Below are 21,685 nucleotides of genomic sequence, written 5' to 3'. Positions count from 1 at the left end.
CTATGGACATCACTTTTCTCCTCAACGGGGAAGTCGTGTCACTGACCGGCGTCTCTCCCACCATGACGCTGCTGGACTGGCTACGCGAAACCCGACATCTGACCGGCACCAAGGAAGGCTGCAACGAAGGCGATTGCGGCGCCTGTTCCGTCATGATCAGCGACGACCAAGGCCACCGCGCCCTGAACGGCTGCATCCTGTTCCTGCCCCAGATCAACGGCAAATCCGTCACCACCGTCGAAGGGCTCTCGGCACCTGACGGCAGCCTGCATCCCGTGCAGCAGACCATGGTAGACTATCACGGCAGCCAATGCGGCTTTTGCACGCCGGGCTTTGCCGTCACCATGGCCACCGACCATCTGAACGGGGCCACTGATCACGACACGCAGCTCGCGGGCAACCTGTGCCGCTGCACTGGGTACGCCCCAATCATCCGCGCCGCCAAAGCCGCCGAGGCCGCCCCCGTGCCCGCCCACCTGCGCAACCTCAAACTTCCAGATGGCCTTAAATCCTCGGGGGGGCCGGCGCAGCCGGACGGGGGCGGACAGCCCCCTGCGACCTCGCGCCCCACGACCACGGATGAACTGGCCCACTGGTACGCCGATCACCCCGATGCGACCCTGATTGCGGGGGCAACGGATGTCGGCCTCTGGGTCACCAAACAATTCCGCGATCTGGGGCCGGTCGTGTTTCTCAACCAGATCCCCGACCTGCGCGGCATCGCCGATGGCGGGGATCACTGGCGCATCGGCGCAGCCACCACCCTTGCCACGCTCACCGCGCATTTTGCCCCGCTCTACCCCAGCTTGGGCGCGATGCTCCGGCGGTATGGCTCGGCGCAGGTGCGCAATGCGGCCACCATCGGGGGCAACATCGCCAATGGCTCGCCCATCGGGGACGGCCCTCCGGCGCTGATCGCGATGGGGGCAACATTGCACCTGCGTCACGGCGACACCCGCCGGAGCCTGCCGCTTGAGGATTTTTTTATCGACTACGGCAAACAGGACCGCGCCCCCGGAGAATTTGTCGAGGCGATCACCGTCCCGAAACTCCCCACCGGCAGCGACGACACCCTGCGTTGCTACAAGATCAGTAAACGTTTCGATCAGGACATCTCGGCGCTGTGCGGCTGCATGAACATCACCCGCGCCGGCGATGTGATCACTGACGCACGCATCGCCTTTGGCGGCATGGCAGGCACGCCGAAACGGGCAAGCCAGACCGAAGCGCTGTTGATCAACCAACCTTTTGACGAGGCGACGATCCGCCGCGCGATGGATGCCTTGGCACTGGATTATCAGCCGATGACCGACATGCGCGCCTCGGCGCAGTATCGCCTGCTGACCGCCCAGAACCTGCTGCTGCGCTATCTGCATGACGTGAACGGCCTGCCCACGGACCTGCACGAGGTGACAGCATGAGCGTTGCGAAATCTCTCCCCCATGATGCAGCCAAGCTCCATGTCACGGGGGCTGCGCGCTATGTCGATGACATCCCGACACCGGCCACAACGCTGCACATCGCCTTTGGCCTGAGCACGGTGGCCGCGGGCACGCTCAACGGCATGGACCTGCGCGATGTCGCTGCTGCCCCCGGTGTGGTGGCCGTACTGACGGCGGCAGATCTGCCGTTTGACAATGACGTATCGCCCTCCAACCATGATGAACCCCTGCTCGCCACGGATGCGGTGCATTATGCAGGCCAGCCCGTCTTCATGGTCATCGCCACGACCCACCTTGCCGCTCGCCACGCCGCACGGCTGGGGCATGTGGACATCACCTCGACCACCCCGATACTCACCATCGAAGAGGCGCTGGCCGCCGATGCACGGTTCGAGGATGGCCCCCGCATCTACCAAAAAGGCGATGCCACAGCCGCGCTGACCACCGCCCCCCAAACTCTGAGCGGGACGATCAATATCGGCGGGCAAGAGCATTTCTACCTCGAAGGTCAGGCCGCCCTCGCCCTGCCGCAAGATAATGGCGACATGGTTGTCCATTCCTCGACCCAGCACCCGACCGAGATCCAGCACAAGGTGGCAGAGGCGCTTGGCACGCCGATGCACGCCGTGCGGGTAGAGACGCGGCGCATGGGCGGTGGTTTTGGTGGCAAGGAAAGTCAGGGCAATGCGCTCGCCGTGGCCTGTGCCGTGGCAGCCGCCCGCACGGGACGCCCCTGCAAAATGCGCTATGACCGCGATGACGATATGATCGTCACAGGCAAACGCCACGATTTCCGCATCGACTATACCGTAGGCTTTGACGCCACTGGCCGCATCTCGGCGCTGGATTTCACCCATTACACCCGCTGTGGCTGGGCGATGGACCTGTCCCTTCCCGTGGCCGACCGTGCGATGCTGCATGCGGATAATGCCTATCACCTCGATAACATCCGCATCACCTCGCACCGCTTGCGCACCAACACGCAAAGCGCCACGGCGTTTCGTGGGTTTGGCGGGCCACAGGGGATCGTGGGCATCGAAAGGGTCATGGACCATATCGCGCAGTCACTCGGGTTTGATCCGCTGGCTGTGCGGCGCGCCAATTTCTACGCCGATGTGATGCAGCCTGACGCAAGCGGACAGGCCCATGACCACCGCGCCCTGCCCCATGATGCCGAGGCTGATCTTGCGTCTCGCGGGGCACCGCCCGCACCACAAGAGAGCACGCCACCCAAGGCCACGGGTCTGCAAACCACGCCCTACCACCAACCGGTGCAAGACTGTATCATCAACGCGCTAACCGACCGGCTGGCCCAGACATCAGACTACGCCGCCCGCCGCGCCGCCATTGCCGACTGGAACGCGACGCAGCCGGTTCTGAAACGCGGCATCGCGCTGACGCCGGTCAAGTTCGGCATCTCTTTCACCCTCACCCACCTTAATCAGGCGGGGGCGTTGGTGCATGTCTATCAGGACGGGTCGATCCACCTGAACCACGGCGGCACTGAAATGGGTCAGGGCCTGTTCCAGAAGGTCGCGCAGGTCGCCGCCAGTCGCTTTGGCGTTGACCTCTCGGTCGTCAAGATCACTGCAACGGATACCGGCAAGGTGCCCAATACCTCGGCCACGGCGGCGTCTTCGGGGACGGACCTGAACGGCATGGCGGTGCAAGCGGCCTGCGACACGATCCGCGACCGCATCGCCGACCATCTGGCCGAGCGTTATCAGACCACCGCAGACCAGATACGCTTTGCCGATGGGCAGGTTCATATCGGGGAGGAGACGATCAGCTTTGCCCAAGCCGCCGCTTCCGCCTATGAAAACCGCGTGTCGCTGTCGTCCACCGGCTACTACAAGACGCCCGAAATCGAATGGGACCGCATCAAGGGCCGCGGCCGCCCGTTCTTCTATTTTGCTTACGGCGCAGCCGTTACCGAAGTGGTGATCGACACGCTAACGGGCGAAAACCGCATTTTGCGTGCGGACATCTTGCACGACGCGGGCGCATCGCTGAACCCCGCGCTGGACATCGGCCAGATCGAAGGCGGCTATGTGCAGGGGGCCGGCTGGCTCACGACCGAGGAACTCGTCTGGGATGCCAAAGGCACGCTGAAAACCCATGCGCCGTCGACCTACAAAATCCCCGCCATCTCGGACCGGCCCGATGTGTTCAACGTGGCGCTTTGGGACGAACCCAACCCCGCGCAAACGATCTACCGGTCAAAAGCGGTGGGGGAGCCGCCGCTGATGCTGGGCATCTCGGCCTTCATGGCGCTGTCGGATGCGGTGAGCGCCTGTGGCGACGGGTTTGGCGACCTGCAAACACCCGCCACGGCCGAAGCTGTACTGACCGCCATCGGGAAGGCCCGCAATGCCCTTTGACCGCGCAGCCCTGGCGCAGGCCGTTGCCGCGCATGGCACGGTGGCGCGCATCGTTCTGGTGCAGGTCAAAGGCTCTGCCCCGCGTCCGGCGGGGACGTCGATGCTGGTCTGGGCGGGCGGTGCGTCCGGCACCATCGGCGGCGGCCAGCTTGAGCTACAATCGATGCGCGGTGCCGCGACCATGCTCGCGGGTGGCCCGCGCAGCAAGCTGACCCGCGCCGCCCTTGGCCCCGCGATGAACCAATGCTGCGGCGGGGCGGTGACAGTGGTGACAGAGCGTTTCGACGCCGGCACAGTCGAAGCCCTGCCCGACACCTACCCCGACATCTACCTGCGTGCTGTCGATCCTGCGGCCCCGCCCCTTGCAGACAGTTTTCGCGCCAAGATCGACCGTGCCAGTGGCAGCACGACACCGCTCGCCATTACCCTGCACGGTGGCTGGCTGGCAGAGCCGCTGTGGCAGCCCTCGCGTCAGGTGGTCATTCACGGCGCGGGCCATGTCGGCAGCGCGCTGGCGCGTATTCTGGCCCCGCTACCGCAGTTTCGCGTCACACTCGCCGACCCGCGCCCCGGGTATCTGGACGATCTACCAGAGGGCGTCAGCGGCGTCGATGCCCCTTGGGGTGCCGCGCTGCACAGCGGTGAAGATGACGCTGCGCATTTCATCATGACACCGGCCCATGACGACGATCTGGAGCTCTGCCACCGCTTGCTGCAACGCGATTTCGCCTTTGGCGGGTTGATCGGGTCAGACACGAAATGGGCGCGGTTTCGCAGCCGTCTGGCCGCCCTTGGCCATGCCCCCGAACAGATCGCCCGCATCACCTGCCCCATCGGCGCGCGGCAATTTGGCAAGCATCCTCAAGCGATTGCGCTTGGGGTGGCCACGCAACTCTTGCAATTTGAACCCGCCCGCACGAATAAACAGGTTCGTTTGACACAAAAGGAACGCTGCGCATGACCGACACGCCCCTTCTGGCGCTTTCCGGGCTGACCAAAGCCTACCCCGGTGTTGTCGCCAATGATGACGTGTCATTGCGGATCGCGCCGGGCGAGGTCCACGCGCTGCTGGGGGAAAACGGCGCGGGCAAGTCGACGCTGGTCAAGATGATCTATGGGCTGGTCAAACCCGATAGCGGCACGATGCAGATGCACGGAGCCAGTTTCGCCCCGCACGAGCCCCGCGCCGCACGCGCCGCCGGTGTGGGCATGGTGTTCCAGCATTTCTCGCTGTTTGACGCACTGAGCGTGGCCGAAAACATCGCCCTGGGGATGGAGAACGCGCCCAAGCTGCGCACCCTCAGCAAGCAGATTCGCGACGTGTCCGAGGCCTACGGCCTGCCGCTGGCCCCCGACCGCATCGTCGGCGACCTTTCGGCCGGTGAACGCCAGCGGGTCGAGATCATCCGCTGCCTGCTGCAAGACCCCAAACTGTTGATCATGGATGAACCCACCAGCGTTCTGACCCCGCAAGAGGTTGAAATCCTGTTCAAAACCCTGCGCAAGCTCAGCGCCGAGGGCACCGCGATCCTCTATATCTCGCACAAGCTCGAAGAGATCCGCAGCCTGTGTGACAGCGCCACGATCCTGCGATTGGGCAAGGTGGTAGGCCATTGCACCCCGTCAGAGACAACGGCACGGGATATGGCGGAAATGATGGTGGGCAGCACGCTCAAGACACCGACACGGGCGGGCAAGACCCCCGGCGCGGTGAAGCTGGACCTGAGGGGGTTGTCCGCGCCCTCGCCCAGTTCCTTTGGCATGCCGCTGCGTGACATCACCGTGCAAGTCCGCGCGGGCGAGATTTTGGGCATCGGTGGCGTGGCGGGCAACGGGCAGGATGAATTGCTGTCGGCCCTGTCGGGCGAGCTGCCGACCGCCGCTGGCATGATCGGGTTCGAGGGTCAGGACGTGGGCCAGCTTGGCCCCACCGCGCGCCGCCGTCTGGGTATCCTGACCGCGCCCGAGGAACGGCTTGGCCATGCCGCCGCCCCTGATATGTCCCTGACCGAGAACGCGATGCTGACCGGTGCCGTGCGCGAAAAACTGGAGCGGCGCGGCATGTTGAACTGGCCCGCCGCCAAACGGTTTGCCGAACGTATCATCGCCGATTTCGACGTGCGCACCCCCGGCCCCGGCAATGCCGCGCGGTCGCTGTCGGGCGGGAACCTGCAAAAATTCGTCATCGGCCGCGAGGTGTTGCAAAATCCGCAGGTGTTGGTGGTCAATCAACCGACATGGGGTGTCGATGCCTCTGCCGCGGCGGCGATCCGGCAGGCGCTGCTGGATCTGGCCGAGAATGGCACAGCGGTGATCGTGATCAGTCAGGATCTGGACGAGCTGATGGAAATCTCGGATCGCTTCGCCGCGCTGAACGAGGGCCGCCTGTCGGAGCCGCGCGCCGCGGCAGGGCTGACGGTGGACGAGATCGGATTGATGATGGGCGGGGCCCACGGGATGGAGGTGGCGCATGTTTGACGCGTTGCTTGCGGGGGTTTCACACCCCCACACCCCCGTGGAGTTTTCTTTGCAAAATGAAGCAGATGACAAGAACTGGGGCGCGGCATGATGCGGCTTGAGAAACGGCCGCAGGCCAGCCGGGCGTTTTCCTATGCAACGCCGGTTCTGGCGGTGATTGCCACGATGGTTTTTGGCGGCGCGCTGTTCGCGGTGCTTGGCAAAGACCCTGTGGCGTCGATCATGACGATTTTCTGGGAGCCGCTGTTCGGCGATTTCGCCTTTTACTATCGCCCGCAACTGCTGGTGAAAGGAGCACCCCTGGTCTTGATCGCCATTGGCCTGTCGCTGGGGTTCAAGGCGGGGATCTGGAACATCGGGGCCGAGGGCCAGTACATCATGGGGGCCATTTGCGGTGCCGGTGCAGGTCTGGCCTTCTACCCCGCAGAGAGTGTTTTTATCTTTCCGGTGATGGTGCTTGCAGGCGCGCTTGGCGGTTGGGTCTGGGCCATGATCCCTGCCGTGCTCAAGGTCAAGTTCGGGACGAACGAGATCCTGGTGTCATTGATGCTGGTCTATGTGGCGGAACAGTTCCTCGCCTCTGTCAGCCTTGGATTGCTGAAAAACCCCGAAGGCTTCGGCTTTCCGGGCAGCCGCAACCTACAGCAATATGCATCGGCCCATAATGGCGAGTTGATCGCGGGATCGGGGATGCATTGGGGGGTGGTTGCCGCCCTGATCGCGGTGATCTTTGCCTATGTCTTATTGGCGCGGCACCGGTTGGGCTTTGCCATCCGCGTGACCGGAGAGGCACCGCGGGCGGCGCGATTTTCCGGCGTGAACCCGACGCGGCTGGTGTTGTTCTGCATGGGCATGTCGGGTCTGCTGGCCGGTCTGGCAGGGATGTTCGAGGTCGCGGGCCCTGCGGGTCAGATCACCATCGATTTTAACGTGGGCTACGGGTTCACCGCGATCATCGTCGCCTTTCTGGGGCGGTTGCATCCGGTGGGTATCCTGCTGGCCGGTGGTCTGATGGCGCTGACCTATATCGGGGGTGACATCGCGCAAAGCCAGTTGGGATTGCCTGCCGCCGCCATTCAGGTGTTTCAGGGGATGTTGCTGTTCTTCCTGCTCGCCTTTGATCTTTTCACCCATTACCGGCTGCGCCTTGGCCGGACGGAGGTCGCGTAATGGATCTGTCTGCAATCAATCCGGTGCTCTTTGTCGCGGGCTTTCTGGTGGCAGCGACGCCACTGATCTTTGCCGCTTTGGGCGAGTTGGTGGTCGAGAAATCCGGCGTGCTGAACCTTGGCGTCGAAGGGATGATGATCATCGGCGCAATCTGCGGCTTTGCAACTGCCGTTGAAACCGGATCGCCCCTGTTGGGCTTTGCCGCCGCGGCCCTAGGGGGCGCGTTGCTGAGCCTACTGTTCGCCTTCCTGACGCAGATCACATTGGCCAATCAGGTCGCATCGGGCTTGGCCCTGACGCTGTTCGGGCTGGGGTTTTCGGCATTGCTGGGGCAAAGCTATGTCGGGATCAAACCACCGCGTCTGCCGGATGTGAACTTTGGCCCGCTGCATGACATCCCCGTCATCGGGCCGATCTTCTTTTCCCATGATATCATTCTGTACTTGGGCTTTGCGCTGGTCGTCGCCGTTTGGGCAATGCTGAAATTCACCCGCATGGGGCTGATCCTGCGCGCTGTCGGCGAAAGCCACGAGGCGGCCCACGCCCTTGGCTACAAAGTGGTGCGCATCCGCACGCTGGCGATCATGTTCGGCGGGGCCTGTGCCGGTCTGGGCGGGGCCTACATCAGCCTGATCCGTGTGCCCCAATGGACAGAAGGCATGACCGCAGGTGTGGGCTGGATCGCCCTTGCGCTGGTGGTTTTTGCCAGTTGGAAGCCCTGGCGGCTGTTGCTGGGTGCCTATCTTTTTGGCGGTATCACGCAGCTTCAGCTGAATCTGCAAGGCGCGGGCGTTGCCATTCCGGTCGAGTATCTGGCAATGTCGCCCTACCTCATCACCATCCTTGTGCTGGTGATCCTTTCCGCGGATAAAAGCGCTGCGCCGGCATCGCTGGGCCGCACTTTCCACGCCTCTCACTAGGGGCCTATCTTCAAGCGCCGGATAAAAGGCGCGTTACTCAGGGGACTACGATATGAAATTCACCACACTTATGGCCAGCGCGGCACTGGCGCTGGGGCTTGCGGGCGGCGCATATGCCCAAGACAAGACCAAAGTCGGTTTTGTCTTTGTTGGCCCCGTCGGCGATGGCGGCTGGACCTATGAACACAACCAGGGTCGTCTGGCAGTCGAGAAAGAATTCGGCGACGCTGTCGAAACCGTCTTTGTTGAAAACGTGGCCGAGGGCCCCGATTCCGAGCGTGTGATGACGCAGATGGCGCTGGACGGCGCGGACCTGATCTTTACCACGTCTTTTGGCTATATGGACCCCACCATCAACGTCGCGGGCAAATTCCCGGATGTGAAATTCGAACACGCCACCGGCTACAAGCGTGCCGACAACGTGTCGACCTATTCCGCGCGTTTCTACGAAGGTCGCGCCATTCAGGGTCACATCGCGGGCAAGATGACCAAATCGAACATTATCGGCTATATCGGCTCCTTCCCGATCCCCGAAGTGATCCGGGGCATCAACTCGGCCTATATCCACGCCAAGAAGGTGAACCCCGATGTCGAGTTCAAGATCGTCTGGGCCTACACATGGTTTGACCCCGCCAAAGAAGCAGACGCCGCGAAGGTTCTGATCGAACAGGGTGCCGATGTTGTCCTGCAGCACACCGATTCCACAGCACCTCAGGCAGCGGCGCAAGAAGCGGGTGACGTGATCACCTTTGGTCAGGCGTCCGACATGGCGCAATACGCGCCCAAGCCGCGCGTCTCGTCGATCATTGACGATTGGGCCCCCTATTACATCGCCCGCACCAAAGCGGTCATGGATGGCACATGGGAAAGCAAAGACACATGGGACGGCATCGGTGCCGGCATGGTTGGTATCGGCGAGATTACGGACGCAGTTCCTGCCGACGTAAAAGAAGAAGCGCTGGCGCTGAAAGCATCGATCGCGGATGGGTCCTACCACCCGTTCACCGGCCCGCTGAAAAAGCAGGACGGTTCCGATTTCCTGGCGGAAGGCGAAACCGCCGATGACGGCACGCTGGCGGGCATGAACTTCTATGTCGAAGGCATCAAGGGCGACATTCCGAACTAAGCCGGACACTGACCTGACACGATCAAAGGCCTCGCATCCGCGGGGCCTTTTTTGATGCGAAATCAGCGCGGTGCCCGTCTGGTGACAAAACGCATCTGGTACGGGGCGACCAAGCTGCCTACAGAAGGTACATGCGCTTTCTGCCCGCCTCCCCCTGCCAGCTGCTTGCCACCGTTCTGGTGCTGCTGTCGCTTGCGACATCGGGGTTTGCGCATCGTTTCGCGCCCGTAGACCTGTCGCCCGAGCTGCAAGCCTATGTTGCCAATGGCGGCGCGCTGGCGGACCTCTGCGGCACCGGTGATAGCCCGCACTCGGGCACTATGGCCGATTGCAAGACCTGCCGTCTGATCGGTGCCATGGTGCTACCCGAAGCGGTCTCCGGCCTGCCCGTTCCCGTGCTTGAGAAAACGCAGACCCTGCGCTTTGTGGCGAAACGGCTGCTGCACACACGCAAGCCTGACCCCAGCCGGCTGACCCGCGCCCCGCCCCAAGTCTGAACACCGATCCCATCTGTTCATTCTTTCCGCCTGCCGATGATGCAGGCCCTTAGGCTTGGAGCCCTCATATGACGACCCCTACCCAAACCACGCAGCCCGACGGCGGCGTGAACAAACTCTATTTTGCTGCATGGCGCTGGCACTTCTATGCGGGGCTGTTCGTGCTGCCCTTTCTGTCGGTTCTCGCCATAACCGGCATGGCGATGCTGTGGATCGCCTGGATCGACGGGCGCGACGGTGAATTTACCCCGGTGACCGTGCAGGAAACCGCCCTGTCAGTCTCGGCACAGTCGCAAGCCGCGGTCGAGGCCGTGCCCGGCGGCACGCTGGTGCAATATGTGGCCCCACGCGCGCCTGATCTGGCGGCCCTGTTCCGCGTGGACCACGATGGGGATGCGGTGATGGTTGCGGTTGATCCCTATACGGCCAAGGTGATCGAGAGCTTTCCGCGGCGGTCCGGCTGGTATGATTTCGCGGATAGCATCCACAGTGATCTGATGCTGGGGGTGACCGGTGACCGCATGATAGAAGCCGCGGCCTCGATCGCCTTGGTGCTGATCGCCACGGGGCTTTATATGTGGTGGCCGCGTGGTGCAGGCTGGCGCGGGACGCTGGTGCCGCGTTTCAGCCAGGGCCGTGCGATGTGGAAATCGCTGCATGGTGTTGTGGGCATCTGGGTATCGGCATTTCTGGTGCTGTTCCTGATCTCGGGCCTGTCCTGGGCGAGCATCTGGGGCGGCAAGATGGTGCAAGCCTGGAGCCAGTTCCCCGCCGAGAAATGGGATGCCGTGCCCCTATCGGACGACATCCACGCCAGCATGAACCACCACCGCCGCGAGGTGCCTTGGGCGCTGGAACAAACGCAGATGCCTGCCTCTGGCAGCGCGGCTGGGGAGGCGGGCATTGCAGGGGCCGTCACGATTGACAGAATCGATGCATTGGCGCGCGAGATCGGCTTTGACGCGCGCTATCAGATGAACCTGCCGCAGGACGATACCGGCGTCTGGACGCTGAGCCGCGATTCCATGAACACCGACAGCACCGACCCGATGTCGGACCGCACCGTGCATGTCGACCAGCACAGCGGCAATATCCTCGCCGATGTGCGCTATGCCGACTATTCGCTTGCGGGCAAAGCCATGGCAGTGGGGATTGCGCTGCACATGGGCACCTTGGGGCTGCTGAGCGTGCTGGCCAATACACTGGTCTGCCTGTCGGTCCTGTTCCTCTGCGTCAGTGCGCTGGTGCTTTGGTGGAAGCGTCGCCCTACCGCCGCTGGCCGCCTGTCCGCCCCGCCCATGCCGTCAGAGCTGCCGTTGTGGCAGGGTGCTGTGCTGGTCGGGTTGTTCGTATCGATGGCCTTCCCCATGGCAGGGGCCGTGCTGCTGAGCGTGCTGGCGGTCGATGTGTTGATCCTGTCGCGCCTGCCCGCGCTGCGCCACCGCCTGACCTGACCTCAAGCCCCCGCGCCGCTTGTCAAATACGGCGCGGGGGATGCATGCCCACTACCCATCCGCCTGCAACACGCTATCATCAGCGTCATGATCAAAATCCACCACCTGAACCGGTCCCGCTCTCATCGCATTTTGTGGCTGCTCGAAGAAATCGGCGCGCCTTATGATGTCATCCCCTATACCCGCGATGCCAAGACCAACCTCGCCCCGCCCGAACTAAAGCTCGTGCACCCCTTGGGCAAATCCCCCATGGTCGAGATCGACGGCACGCTGATCGCCGAGAGCGCGGCCATCACCGAGATGCTTTGCACCCGTTTCGCGCCGCAGATGATCCCCGATCGTGACAGCGCCGCCTATCTGCAGCACCTTGAACTGATGCATTTCGCCGAAGGGTCCGCGATGACGCCGATCCTGCTGAACCTCTATGTCAGCCGTTTGGGCGACGCCGGTGCGCCGCTGCATCCGCGCATCGCGTCTGAACTGGACAACCACTATAGCTACATGAACAGCCGTGTGCGGGCCTCGGGGCATTTTGTGCAGGATACATTGTCGGCGGCGGATATCATGCTCAGCTTTCCGGCAGAGATCGCGATGCAGCAGGGCCGCGCCAAGGATTATCCCGCACTCGCTGGCTTTGTCGAGATGATCCACGCGCGCCCCGCCTATGGTCGCGCCACCGCGCGCGGCAAGACCGATGCCTAACCGCGCGGTTGCACGTCCCACCGGCCCATGTCACCCATAAGCAAAGAGCTTGGGGCCGGCGGGACAGGCCAGCGCAAAACCAGTGCAAGGGACAGGGGGTACCTATGACAGAAAACACATCCGATATCCTTGTGATCGGCGGCGGCATCGCGGGCATCTCTGCCGCGGCGCGCCTGTCTGGTGATGCAAAAGTCACGGTGATCGAAGGGGAAAAAGCGCTTGGCTATCACGCCTCTGGCCGGTCGGCCGCGCTGATCGAAGAGAATTACGGTGCGCCCTCTGTGCAGGCGCTAAACAAGGCCACCGTCGGCTATCTGCGCGACGGCAGCTACCTGTCCCCGCGCGGCCTGATGATCATCGCCGACCGCCACGAGGAAGAGGCGTTTCACAGCGATCTCGCCCATATGGGGGTCGAACGGATCACCCCCGACGATGCCCTGCGACTTGTGCCGATCCTGGCCGCCGAGCGCATCGCCTTTGCCGGCTACCACGCTGACGCCCATGATATTGATACCGACCGTCTGCTGCAGGACTTCGCCAAAGAACTGCGCGGTAATGGCGGACGGATCGAAACCGGGCATCCCGTCACATCCATCACCCGCACGGGCAATACGTGGAAGGTCACCGCAGGCCCGCACATCTATCACGCCGCAAAACTGGTCAACGCCGCCGGAGCCTGGGCCGACCAGATCGCCATTCTGGCCGGTGTGCCCCCCATCGGCATCACCCCCTACCGCCGGTCCATGGCCCGCATTGCGGCACCGGGCGGGCATGACCTGTCGCGCTGGCCGATGTTCTTTGGCGTGGGCGAAACATGGTACGCCAAGCCCGACGCAGGTGCGCTGCTGATCTCGCCCGCCGATGAGGACGCAACCGAACCGCAGGACGCATGGGCCGACGACATGGTGCTGGCCGAGGGATTGGAGCGGTATCAGAACATGGTCGCCGTGCCGCTGACGAAACCCATCGCAACGTGGGCGGGGCTGCGCAGCTTTGCCGTGGACCGCACGTTGGTGCTGGGCCCCGATCCCGCCCAGACCAACTTTATCTGGAGCGCGGGACAAGGCGGCTACGGTTTCCAGACCAGCGCCGCCGCCTCGCAACTGGTGGCCGATCTGACCCTCGGAAACGCCCCCTCGCTGCCCGATCCGGTGGTCGAGGCACTGCGCCCCGATAGGCTGCGCGCATGACAGCCAAGCTTCCCCCAAGCGCCAGCGTCGCTCTGCCCACCCGCGGTGCCATGCTGCACGCCCCCGCCGCCGACCGGAACAAGGACGCCCTGTGTGACCTGCTGCGTGACCATGCACCTCAGACAGGTCGCGCTCTCGAGATTGCCAGCGGGACGGGGCAGCATATCGCCGCCTTCGCTCGCGCCCTGCCCGATCTGCACTGGCAGCCGACCGAGCCCGCCCCCGACCGCCGCGCCAGCATCGACGCCTATATCGCCGAGGCCGGGCTGACCAACGTCGCCCCCGCCACACCGCTGGATGCAACGGCGGCGGATTGGCACAAGCCACTGCCACCGCAAGACCTGATCTTCCTCGCCAACCTGCTGCATCTGATCCCGACGGGTGCCGCGCAGCAGCTCATCACCGAAGCCGCGCTTGCGCTCGCCCCCGGTGGCACGTTGATCCTCTATGGTCCGTTCCGCCACGAGGGTGTGCTCACCTCCGACGGAGATGCGAAATTCGACGCCGAGCTGCGCACCGCCGATCCTGCGATCGGGTACAAGGATACGGTCGACATCACACGTTGGCTCAGCGATGCTGCACTAAGCCCGATCGACAGGATCGACATGCCCGCTAATAATCTGGCCTTTATCGCACGAAAGCCGTGACCCTATGCCCCGACTTCGCGTTCTTGCCCTCCTTTCTGCCCTTGCCCTTTCGGCCTGTGGTGCGCCGCAACTCTCTGTCCCTGTGGGGGATGTGACGGCGGCCAATTTCGGCGACCGCAAGCCGTTCGACTGGCCCGGCCAAAGCCCCGACCGCTATGCGGTGCACGGCATCGATGTGGCGCGCTTCCAGCAACCGCTGAACTGGGGCGAGGCCCGCGTCTCCGGCGTGAACTTCGCCTTCATCAAAGCCACCGAAGGCGGCGATCTGCTGGACCCGATGTTCCAGAACCACTGGGAGGGTGCGGGCCGCGCCGGTGTCGCCCGCGGGGCCTATCACTTCTATTATTTCTGCACGACGCCCGAGAAACAGGCCCGCTGGTTCATCGAAAACGTGCCCAAGACCGCAGGTATGCTGCCCCCCGTGCTGGATCTGGAGTGGAATCCCTTTTCCCCCACCTGCACCCTGCGCCCGCCCGCCGATACCGTCCGCCGCAACGCGCAGACCTTTCTAAGCATCCTGCGCGCGCATTACGGGCAGCAGCCCGTCGTCTACACCACGCCGGAGTTCTATGCCCAGAATGACATGGGGCGTCTGCGCGGTGTTGAATTCTGGCTCCGCTCCACCGCCGCCCACCCGTCCGAGAAATACCCCGACGAGCGCTGGACCTTCTGGCAATACACCAGCACCGGCCGCATCCCCGGAGCCGCCGGCGACATCGACATCAACGTCTATGCCGGTAGCCCCAGCAGCTGGGACAACTGGCTCGCGCGGCGTCAGGTGCGGTAGATCGCCGCCACAATCTAGCAGAGCAATACCTTTGGCATTGCAGTTATAAATTGAACCTGGCAGGATTTTCCGAGCGAAAACGGCAGGTATATGACGACACGTCGAAATTGGACCGAAGACGAGGTCACTGAGGCTTTGTCACTGTATTTGCGGCTTCCTTTTGGCAAGTTCCATTCCGACACACCGCAGATCATCCGCATGGCAGAACGGATCGGACGCACGCCATCGGCCGTGGCAATGAAACTGTCCAATCTTGCCGCGCTGGATGACACACTGCCGCAAAGGGGGCTTGGCAACCTTTCTGCGATGGACCGGCAAGTCTGGGCGCGGTTCCGGCAAGACCCCTCTATCGTATTTAATGCCTATGAAGCGCAGATCTTGCCGTCACCCCAGCAGACACCCGGTTTTTCCGAGCAGCGGCAGGCAAACTGGATCGCTAAGCAAGCCGAAGTCACCGAACGTACTGTTGTGCAGCGACGCGGACAAAGCTTCTTCCGCGAGATGATCCTGAACAACTATCGCTCTCGCTGTGCACTAACGGGTATCGACGATACGCGCCTGCTGACCGCAAGCCATATCGTCGGGTGGCAAGAGGACGATGCTCAACGGTTCTACCCCGAAAATGGCATTTGCCTGAACGCCCTTCATGATCGCGCCTTTGACCGACATCTGATCAGTTTTGACGATGATTACCGCATGATCATGGCCGATGATTTGCCCGCTGACTCTAAACGCAAACTAGCTGTCGGGGCCTCCAAAAGGTTGCAATTACCAGAACGGTTCCTGCCCGACCCTGCGTATCTGGAGCATCACCGGCAGCGCATGGCCGAGCGGCAGAGCATGCCGCCGCTCGACTAGGTTCAAGCGTCACCCATCCACGCGGATCGTTGCGTTTTTCGGGTCGTAGGGGCTGTCCTCCACCACTTCGGCGTCCCATAGCTGGTCGAACATCTTGACCTTCAGCTTCGTGCCGACCTCCGCGATGTCGGGTTTGACGTAGCCCATGCCGATGGATTTCCCGAAGGCCACCGAATACCCGCCCGAGGTCAGGCGGCCAACGCGGGTGTCGCCGTGATACAGCACTTCGCGGCCCCAAGGGTCGGCGTCGTCGGGCCCGTCGATCAGCAAGGTCACACATTTGCTGCGGATACCATGGGCCTGCATTGCGTCCTTGCCGTGGAAGTCCTTGGACAGGTCGACAAAGCGCGGCAGATCGGCCTCTAGCGGGGTGGCATCACGGCCCAGTTCATTGCCGAAAGCGCGGTAGGATTTCTCTTGCCGCAGCCAGTTCTGTGCCCGCGCGCCGACCAGTTTCATCCCGTGTTTCTCGCCCGCCTTCTCCAGCAGATCGAACAGGTGGTTCTGCATCTCGATCGGGTGGTGCAGCTCCCAGCCGAGCTCTCCGGTATAGGCGACGCGGATGGCGCGGACAGGGACCATCCCCAGCTCGATATTGCGCATGGTCAGCCAGGGGAACCGCTTGTTGCTCAGCACCGTCTCGGGGTCCGCGTCCTTGATGACTTCTTTTAACACGTCGCGCGATTTCGGACCGGCAATGGCAAAGACACCCCATTGCGTGGTCACGTCATGACATTCGATATAGCCGAATTCGGGCGCTTTATCGGCGATGGCCTTGCGCAGGAAATCACTGTCATAGGCCGTCCAGGCCCCGGCGGACACAAGGTAGTATTCATCCTGAGCGAGCCGCACGATGGTATATTCGGTGCGCGTGGTGCCGTTGATCGTCAGCGCATAGGTCAGGTTGATGCGCCCGACCGAGGGCAGCTTGTTGCAGGTGAACCAATCCAGAAAGGCAGTGGCCCCCGGCCCCTTGACCAGATGTTTGGTAAAGGCAGTCGCATCGATCAGCCCCACGCCCTCGCGGATCGCCTTGGCCTCATCGACCGCATGCTGCCACCAGCCGCCGCGCCGGAAGGACCGGCTGTCGTGGTCATTGAACCCCAGCGGCGCAAAGTAGTTCGGGCGTTCCCACCCGTTCACATGACCGAACTGTGCGCCACGGGCGGCCTGACGGTCATAGGCAGGCGAGGTGCGCAAGGGCCGACAGGCGGGGCGCTCCTCATCCGGGTGGTGCAGGATATAGACGTGCTCATACGCTTCTTCGTTCTTGCGCGCGGCATATTCGGTGGTCATCCAGTCGCCATAGCGTTTGGGGTCCAGCGACGCCATGTCGATCTCGGCCTCGCCCTCGACCATCATCTGCGCAAGGTAGTAGCCCGTGCCCCCCGCAGCTGTGATCCCGAAAGAGAACCCTTCGGCCAGCCACATATTGCGCAGGCCGGGTGCCGGACCGACCAGCGGGTTGCCGTCGGGCGTATAGCAGATCGGCCCGTTGAAATCGTCCTTCAGACCGGAGTCCGCACAAGACGGGACGCGGTCGGCCATCGCCATATACTGATCCGCGATCCGGTCCAGATCCAGCGGAAACAGATCGGCCCGGAAGCTGTCCGGCACACCATATTCGAACCGCGCAGGCGCGCCGCGCTCATAGATGCCCAAAATCCAGCCGCCCCGCTCTTCGCGGGCGTAGGATTCATTGTCGGCGTCGCGCACGACCGGATGCTCCGGATTGCCGTCGGCGCGCCATTTGACCAGCTCGGGGTCCTGATCCATCACGATAAACGTATGTTCGACCGGAATAGCAGGCATCTTGATGCCCAGCATCTTGGCGGTGCGCTGCGCGTGGTTGCCGCTGGCGGTGACGACATGCTCTGCGGTGATCACGACCTGCTCGTCCGAGGGGACTAGGTTCCCGCCCTTCTCGACCATCTTGGTGACGGTAACCTCCCACGCCGCGCCATTCCAGTGAAAGGCATCCGCCTGCCACTTGCGCTCGATCGCCACCCCCCGCTGCCGCGCGCCCTTGGCCATCGCCATGGTGACATCGGCGGGGTTAATGTAGCCATCCGTCTGGTGGTACAGCGCGCCTTTCAGATCGTCGGTCTTGATCAGCGGCCATTTTGCCTTGATCTCGTCCGGCGTCATGAAGGTATAGGGCACGCCGCAGGTCTCGGCGGTGGAGGCATAGAGCATGTATTCATCCATGCGTTCGTCCGTCTGCGCCATGCGCAGGTTTCCCACAACGGCAAAGCCCGCATTCAGGCCGGTCTCTTCCTCAAGCGTTTTGTAGAACTTGATCGAATAGTCGTGGATGTGGGTCGTCGCATAGGACATGTTGAAATAGGGCAGCAACCCCGCCGCGTGCCATGTAGACCCCGAGGTCAGCTCGTCCCGCTCAAGCAACATCACATCGTCCCATCCGGCGCGGGCCAGATGGTAGGCAATCGACGTGCCAACGGCGCCGCCGCCCACAACCAGTGCTTTGACTTGAGTTTTCATGAATCCAATGCTCCGCCAGAATAGGTCTTAGCGACATTTAGCAGTCCCCGCGCAAAACGCAGAACCCAGCCGACCAAAGACAGCACAAATGCGACCAACGTCGAAAAACTCGCGCGCAGGCCGCTTCCAAATGGTTAAAAATCCCCGCCGGAGGCATCGCATCCCTGCCCGTGGCAGGGATCGATATACCGCCCGCGCCGCCCCGACTACGCCAGGGATTCGGGAAGAATCTTGCCCGGGTTCATAATGTTATCGGGGTCGAGCGCCTGTTTGATCGCGCCCATGACGCCCACGGCCGCTCCCAGTTCCTTGACCAGATAGGGGCGTTTGCCCTGTCCGATGCCATGCTCCCCCGTGCATGTCCCCTCCATCGAGATCGCGAGTTCGTTGAGCCAGCTAATGAACGCCTCGGCGCGGGCGACTTCATCCGCGTCGTCCATATCCAGAAGCAGCGAGGCGTGGAAATTGCCATCGCCTGCGTGGCCGACGATGGGCGCGATCAGGTCCAGCTCCGCCGCTTTGGCGTTCGCGCGCCCGACCGCTTCGGCGAGTTTTGAGATCGGCACACAAACGTCGGTCGCCACCGCCTTGCAGCCGGGGCGCAGGGCCAGCATCGCCCAATAGGCATCGTGCCGCGCTTGCCACAGCTTGTTACGTTCCTCCATCGTGGTGGTCGCCTGATAATCGGTGCCGCCGTTTTCATCGGCGAGTGCGGCGAATGTCTCGGTTTGTTCGACCACACCGGCGTCAGAGCCGTGGAACTCCAGCAGCAACATCGGCGTTTCGGGCAGCGACAGTTTGGCATAGCCATTCACCGCGCGCACGACCATCGCGTCCAGCAGCTCTATCCGTGCGACGGGCAGCCCGTATTGGATCACGCTTTGCACCGTTTCACAGGCTGCCTCGACCGTGGGGAAAGAACAGCGGGCAGAGCTGATCGCCTCGGGGATGCCTTGCAGTTTAAGCGTGATCTCGGTGATCACGCCCAATGTCCCTTCAGAGCCCACCATCAGACGCGTCAGATCATATCCGGCGGATGATTTGCGCGCCCGTGCGCCGGTGCGGATCACCGTGCCATCGGCCATCACCGCCTCGACCGCCAGAACGTTGTCCTTCATCGTGCCATAGCGCACCGCATTGGTGCCCGAGGCCCGCGTCGCCGTCATCCCGCCAAGCGAGGCATTGGCCCCGGGATCAATGGGGAAGAACAGGCCCTGATCGCGCAAATGGGTGTTCAGCGCCTCGCGCGTGACGCCGGGTTGCACACGGCAATCCAGATCGCCGGCGTTGACCTCGACCACCGCGTCCATCTGCGTGACGTCAATCGACACGCCCCCCGCCGGCGCATTCACATGCCCTTCAAGCGAGGTGCCGGTGCCGAAGGCGATGACCGGCACCTTATGCGCGGCGCAGACCTTGACCACAGCCGCGACATCGTCGGTCGAGCGAGCAAAGACCACGGCATCGGGGGCCTGATTTCTGATCCAGGTCGTCGTATGCCCGTGCTGTTCGCGGATCGCGTCCCCCGTCTGGAAGCGTTCGCCGAATTGCTGCTTGAGGATACCCAAAGCGGTGTCGATCCCGGTCTCGTTGCGGGGCATGTCGGTGGCCTGTGCCATATGGTCTTTCCTTTGGTTCAGAATGGGCGATCACTCGCCAAGGGCGATGCCTTCGCGGCGCGGGTCAGCCCCGCCGCGAAGGTCATCGCCAATCGAAATCATATGCAACCCCGAGGTCAGCGCGCGGGTGTTCACCTCATAGCCAAGGCCGGTCAGCGCATCGGCCATCGTGGCGGCGTCGGTGCCTTCCTCAAGGTCGTAGGGGCCGAAACGGTTGATCGCATGGGGCAGTGCGGCGGCCTGTTGCACACCCATCCCCCAATCCAGATGCGCGATGATCGCGCCCGCGACATAGCCGATGATGCGGCTGCCACCGGGGCTGCCCACGGCCAGAACCGGCGCGCCATCTTTCATCACAATCGTCGGTGCCATCGACGAGCGCGGACGTTTTCCCGGCTCGACCCGATTGGCAATCGGCACGCCATCGGTATGCGACCGGAAAGAGAAATCCGTCAGCTCGTTGTTCAACAAAAACCCGCGCACCATCAGTCGGCTCCCAAAGCCGTTTTCGATGGTGGTGGTCATGCTTGCGACATTGCCCATGTTGTCCACGATCGACACATGCGAGGTCGACGGCAGCTCGATAGAGATATCATCGGCAAAGTTTAGGGCATGGTCGAAAGCGGGCGCGCCCGCGGTGACTTCGGGCAGCGCATCGTCGCCCTGCAACAGCTTGGCGCGCTCCGCCAGATAGGATGGGTCGAGCATACCGGTCACCGGCACCGGCACATAATCGGTATCGGCCACATAGCGCCCCCGATCTGCAAAGGCGAGCCGCGAGGCATCGCCGATCAGCCGCAGCACATCTGCGTCCGCCGGTCCGGCGCTCAGGTCCGCGTTTTCCAACAGCCCCAGTATTTGCCCAACGGCCAACGCACCAGAGGACGGCGGCCCCATGCCGCAGACCTCATGCCCGTGATAGGGCGCGCAAAGGGCGTCGCGTTCCTTGACCCGATAGATCGACAGATCGACCTCTGACAGCACACCGGGGTTGGTGGCCCCTTGGACAGCCCCCACGATGTCGCGCGCAATGTCGCCGGTATAGAAAGCCTTCGCCCCGCGTTCCGCCAGCGCTGCAACCGTGCGGGCATAATCGGGATTCTTGAGCGTATCGCCTGCCTGAACCGGCACGCCATTGGGCATGAAATAGGATGCTGTCGTTTCCGACGTTGCCAGCCGTTCGGCGTCATCAGCCACCAGCCCCGCAAGACGTGGGGACACGGCAAAGCCCTTCTCGGCCAATGCGACAGAGGGGGCCAGCAACTCGGCCCACGGCTGGTTGCCCCATTTCTCATGCGCAGCGGCCATCAACGCAGGGGTGCCCGGCGTACCGACCGACCGCCCGCCAACGACGGCGTCAAAGAACCCCAGCGGGACACCTCGGTCGTCCTGAAACAGTTGCGGCGTCACTGCCAGCGGCGCGGTTTCGCGCCCGTCCAGCGTGGTCAGCTTGCCCGATGCGGCGTCATACCAGACCAGAAACGCCCCGCCGCCCAGGCCAGAGCTTTGCGGCTCCACCAGCCCCAGCATCGCTTGGACGGCGACCAGCGCATCGGCTGCGGTGCCGCCCCGTGCCAGCACATCCGCCCCCGCCTGAACCGCATGAGGGTTGGCGGCGGCGACCATCCAGTTCCGGGCGATGACGGGTTTGCCCGCATCCTTAGCCTCGAAGGCGGCGGTGATCCGCGGCGACATGCCGGTAAAGCTGCCTTGGCTTGCACCTTCGGGCGCGACACTATCGGCGGCCTGTTGCGCGAAAGCGGCCCCGCTTACAAAACCACCTACGGCGATGGCTGTGCAGGTCCGCCCGATGTACTTTACGATGTGATGTGCAAGCATGGTCCCCTCCCCGTTCCGGTGCTCGGGGTCAACCTACTTGTTTTTAGCGCCAGCGCAAATTGAACCGCACCGG

General features: G+C 63.1%; 17 protein-coding genes. 14 read left to right on the top strand and 3 right to left on the bottom strand.

Features of this window, described 5'->3' with window-relative positions:
* The first annotated feature begins 2 nt into the window (after positions 1 to 2).
* From xdhA to C1J04_RS05745, 14 genes are all read left to right on the top strand, one after another.
* Positions 3 to 1,421: a xanthine dehydrogenase small subunit gene (xdhA, locus tag C1J04_RS05810; protein WP_037954227.1), complete on the top strand. Its 1,419-nt coding sequence runs from the start codon at positions 3 to 5 to the stop codon at positions 1,419 to 1,421.
* A complete protein-coding gene (gene xdhB, locus C1J04_RS05805) occupies positions 1,418 to 3,823 on the top strand; it encodes a xanthine dehydrogenase molybdopterin binding subunit (RefSeq protein WP_009826326.1) in 2,406 nt (801 codons plus the stop codon). Before xdhA ends, xdhB begins: the two co-directional genes overlap by 4 nt.
* A complete protein-coding gene (xdhC, locus tag C1J04_RS05800) occupies positions 3,813 to 4,784 on the top strand; it encodes a xanthine dehydrogenase accessory protein XdhC (RefSeq protein ID WP_009826325.1) in 972 nt (323 codons plus the stop codon). Before xdhB ends, xdhC begins: the two co-directional genes overlap by 11 nt.
* Positions 4,781 to 6,301: an ABC transporter ATP-binding protein gene (locus C1J04_RS05795; protein ID WP_009826324.1), complete on the top strand. Its 1,521-nt coding sequence runs from the start codon at positions 4,781 to 4,783 to the stop codon at positions 6,299 to 6,301. The genes xdhC and C1J04_RS05795 overlap by 4 nt, the downstream gene beginning before the upstream one ends.
* 87 nt (positions 6,302 to 6,388) lie before the next feature.
* A complete protein-coding gene (locus C1J04_RS05790) occupies positions 6,389 to 7,471 on the top strand; it encodes an ABC transporter permease (RefSeq protein WP_009826323.1) in 1,083 nt (360 codons plus the stop codon).
* On the top strand, positions 7,471 to 8,391 hold the full coding sequence (locus C1J04_RS05785; RefSeq protein WP_009826322.1) for an ABC transporter permease: 921 nt from the start codon (positions 7,471 to 7,473) through the stop codon (positions 8,389 to 8,391). Before C1J04_RS05790 ends, C1J04_RS05785 begins: the two co-directional genes overlap by 1 nt.
* Before the next feature lie 52 nt (positions 8,392 to 8,443).
* Positions 8,444 to 9,517, top strand: a complete 1,074-nt coding sequence (locus C1J04_RS05780) for a BMP family ABC transporter substrate-binding protein (protein WP_005852062.1) — start codon at positions 8,444 to 8,446, stop codon at positions 9,515 to 9,517.
* 131 nt (positions 9,518 to 9,648) lie between these two features.
* Positions 9,649 to 10,014 carry a hypothetical protein gene (locus C1J04_RS05775; RefSeq protein WP_009826321.1) on the top strand — a complete coding sequence of 122 codons (366 nt, stop codon included), beginning with the start codon at positions 9,649 to 9,651 and terminating at the stop codon, positions 10,012 to 10,014.
* A 68-nt stretch (positions 10,015 to 10,082) separates the two neighbouring features.
* Entirely contained in the window at positions 10,083 to 11,468 is a 1,386-nt protein-coding gene (locus tag C1J04_RS05770) for a PepSY-associated TM helix domain-containing protein (protein WP_009826320.1), read from the top strand.
* Between the two features lie 87 nt (positions 11,469 to 11,555).
* Positions 11,556 to 12,170, top strand: a complete 615-nt coding sequence (locus C1J04_RS05765) for a glutathione S-transferase family protein (RefSeq protein ID WP_009826319.1) — start codon at positions 11,556 to 11,558, stop codon at positions 12,168 to 12,170.
* 104 nt (positions 12,171 to 12,274) lie between these two features.
* The gene (locus C1J04_RS05760) at positions 12,275 to 13,360 is read left to right on the top strand and encodes an NAD(P)/FAD-dependent oxidoreductase (protein ID WP_009826318.1); all 1,086 of its coding nucleotides are present in this window, start codon (positions 12,275 to 12,277) and stop codon (positions 13,358 to 13,360) included.
* Positions 13,357 to 14,007: a DUF938 domain-containing protein gene (locus tag C1J04_RS05755; RefSeq protein WP_009826317.1), complete on the top strand. Its 651-nt coding sequence runs from the start codon at positions 13,357 to 13,359 to the stop codon at positions 14,005 to 14,007. The genes C1J04_RS05760 and C1J04_RS05755 overlap by 4 nt, the downstream gene beginning before the upstream one ends.
* A 4-nt stretch (positions 14,008 to 14,011) precedes the next feature.
* On the top strand, positions 14,012 to 14,794 hold the full coding sequence (locus C1J04_RS05750; protein WP_037954224.1) for a glycoside hydrolase family 25 protein: 783 nt from the start codon (positions 14,012 to 14,014) through the stop codon (positions 14,792 to 14,794).
* Positions 14,795 to 14,884: 90 nt separating this feature from the next.
* The gene (locus tag C1J04_RS05745) at positions 14,885 to 15,652 is read left to right on the top strand and encodes an HNH endonuclease (RefSeq protein WP_009826315.1); all 768 of its coding nucleotides are present in this window, start codon (positions 14,885 to 14,887) and stop codon (positions 15,650 to 15,652) included.
* Positions 15,653 to 15,661: 9 nt separating this feature from the next.
* On the opposite strand, the gene C1J04_RS05740 is transcribed toward C1J04_RS05745, so the two are convergent.
* The 3 genes from C1J04_RS05740 to ggt form a co-directional block, all read right to left on the bottom strand.
* Complete coding sequence (locus C1J04_RS05740) at positions 15,662 to 18,154, bottom strand: GcvT family protein (protein WP_009826314.1); 2,493 nt, start codon at positions 18,152 to 18,154, stop codon at positions 15,662 to 15,664.
* A gap of 206 nt (positions 18,155 to 18,360) precedes the next feature.
* Positions 18,361 to 19,773, bottom strand: coding sequence for an FAD-binding oxidoreductase (locus tag C1J04_RS05735; RefSeq protein WP_009826313.1), 1,413 nt, complete (start codon positions 19,771 to 19,773; stop codon positions 18,361 to 18,363).
* 30 nt (positions 19,774 to 19,803) lie between these two features.
* Positions 19,804 to 21,612 (bottom strand): gamma-glutamyltransferase, encoded by a 1,809-nt coding sequence (ggt, locus tag C1J04_RS05730; RefSeq protein WP_009826312.1) that lies wholly within the window; start codon positions 21,610 to 21,612, stop codon positions 19,804 to 19,806.
* Positions 21,613 to 21,685 lie beyond the last annotated feature (73 nt).

The organism is Sulfitobacter sp. SK025, assembly GCF_003352105.1.
Lineage (GTDB): Bacteria > Pseudomonadota > Alphaproteobacteria > Rhodobacterales > Rhodobacteraceae > Sulfitobacter > Sulfitobacter pontiacus.
Note: the sequence above shows the minus strand (reverse complement) of the source record. Positions and strands in the feature narration are given on the sequence as shown.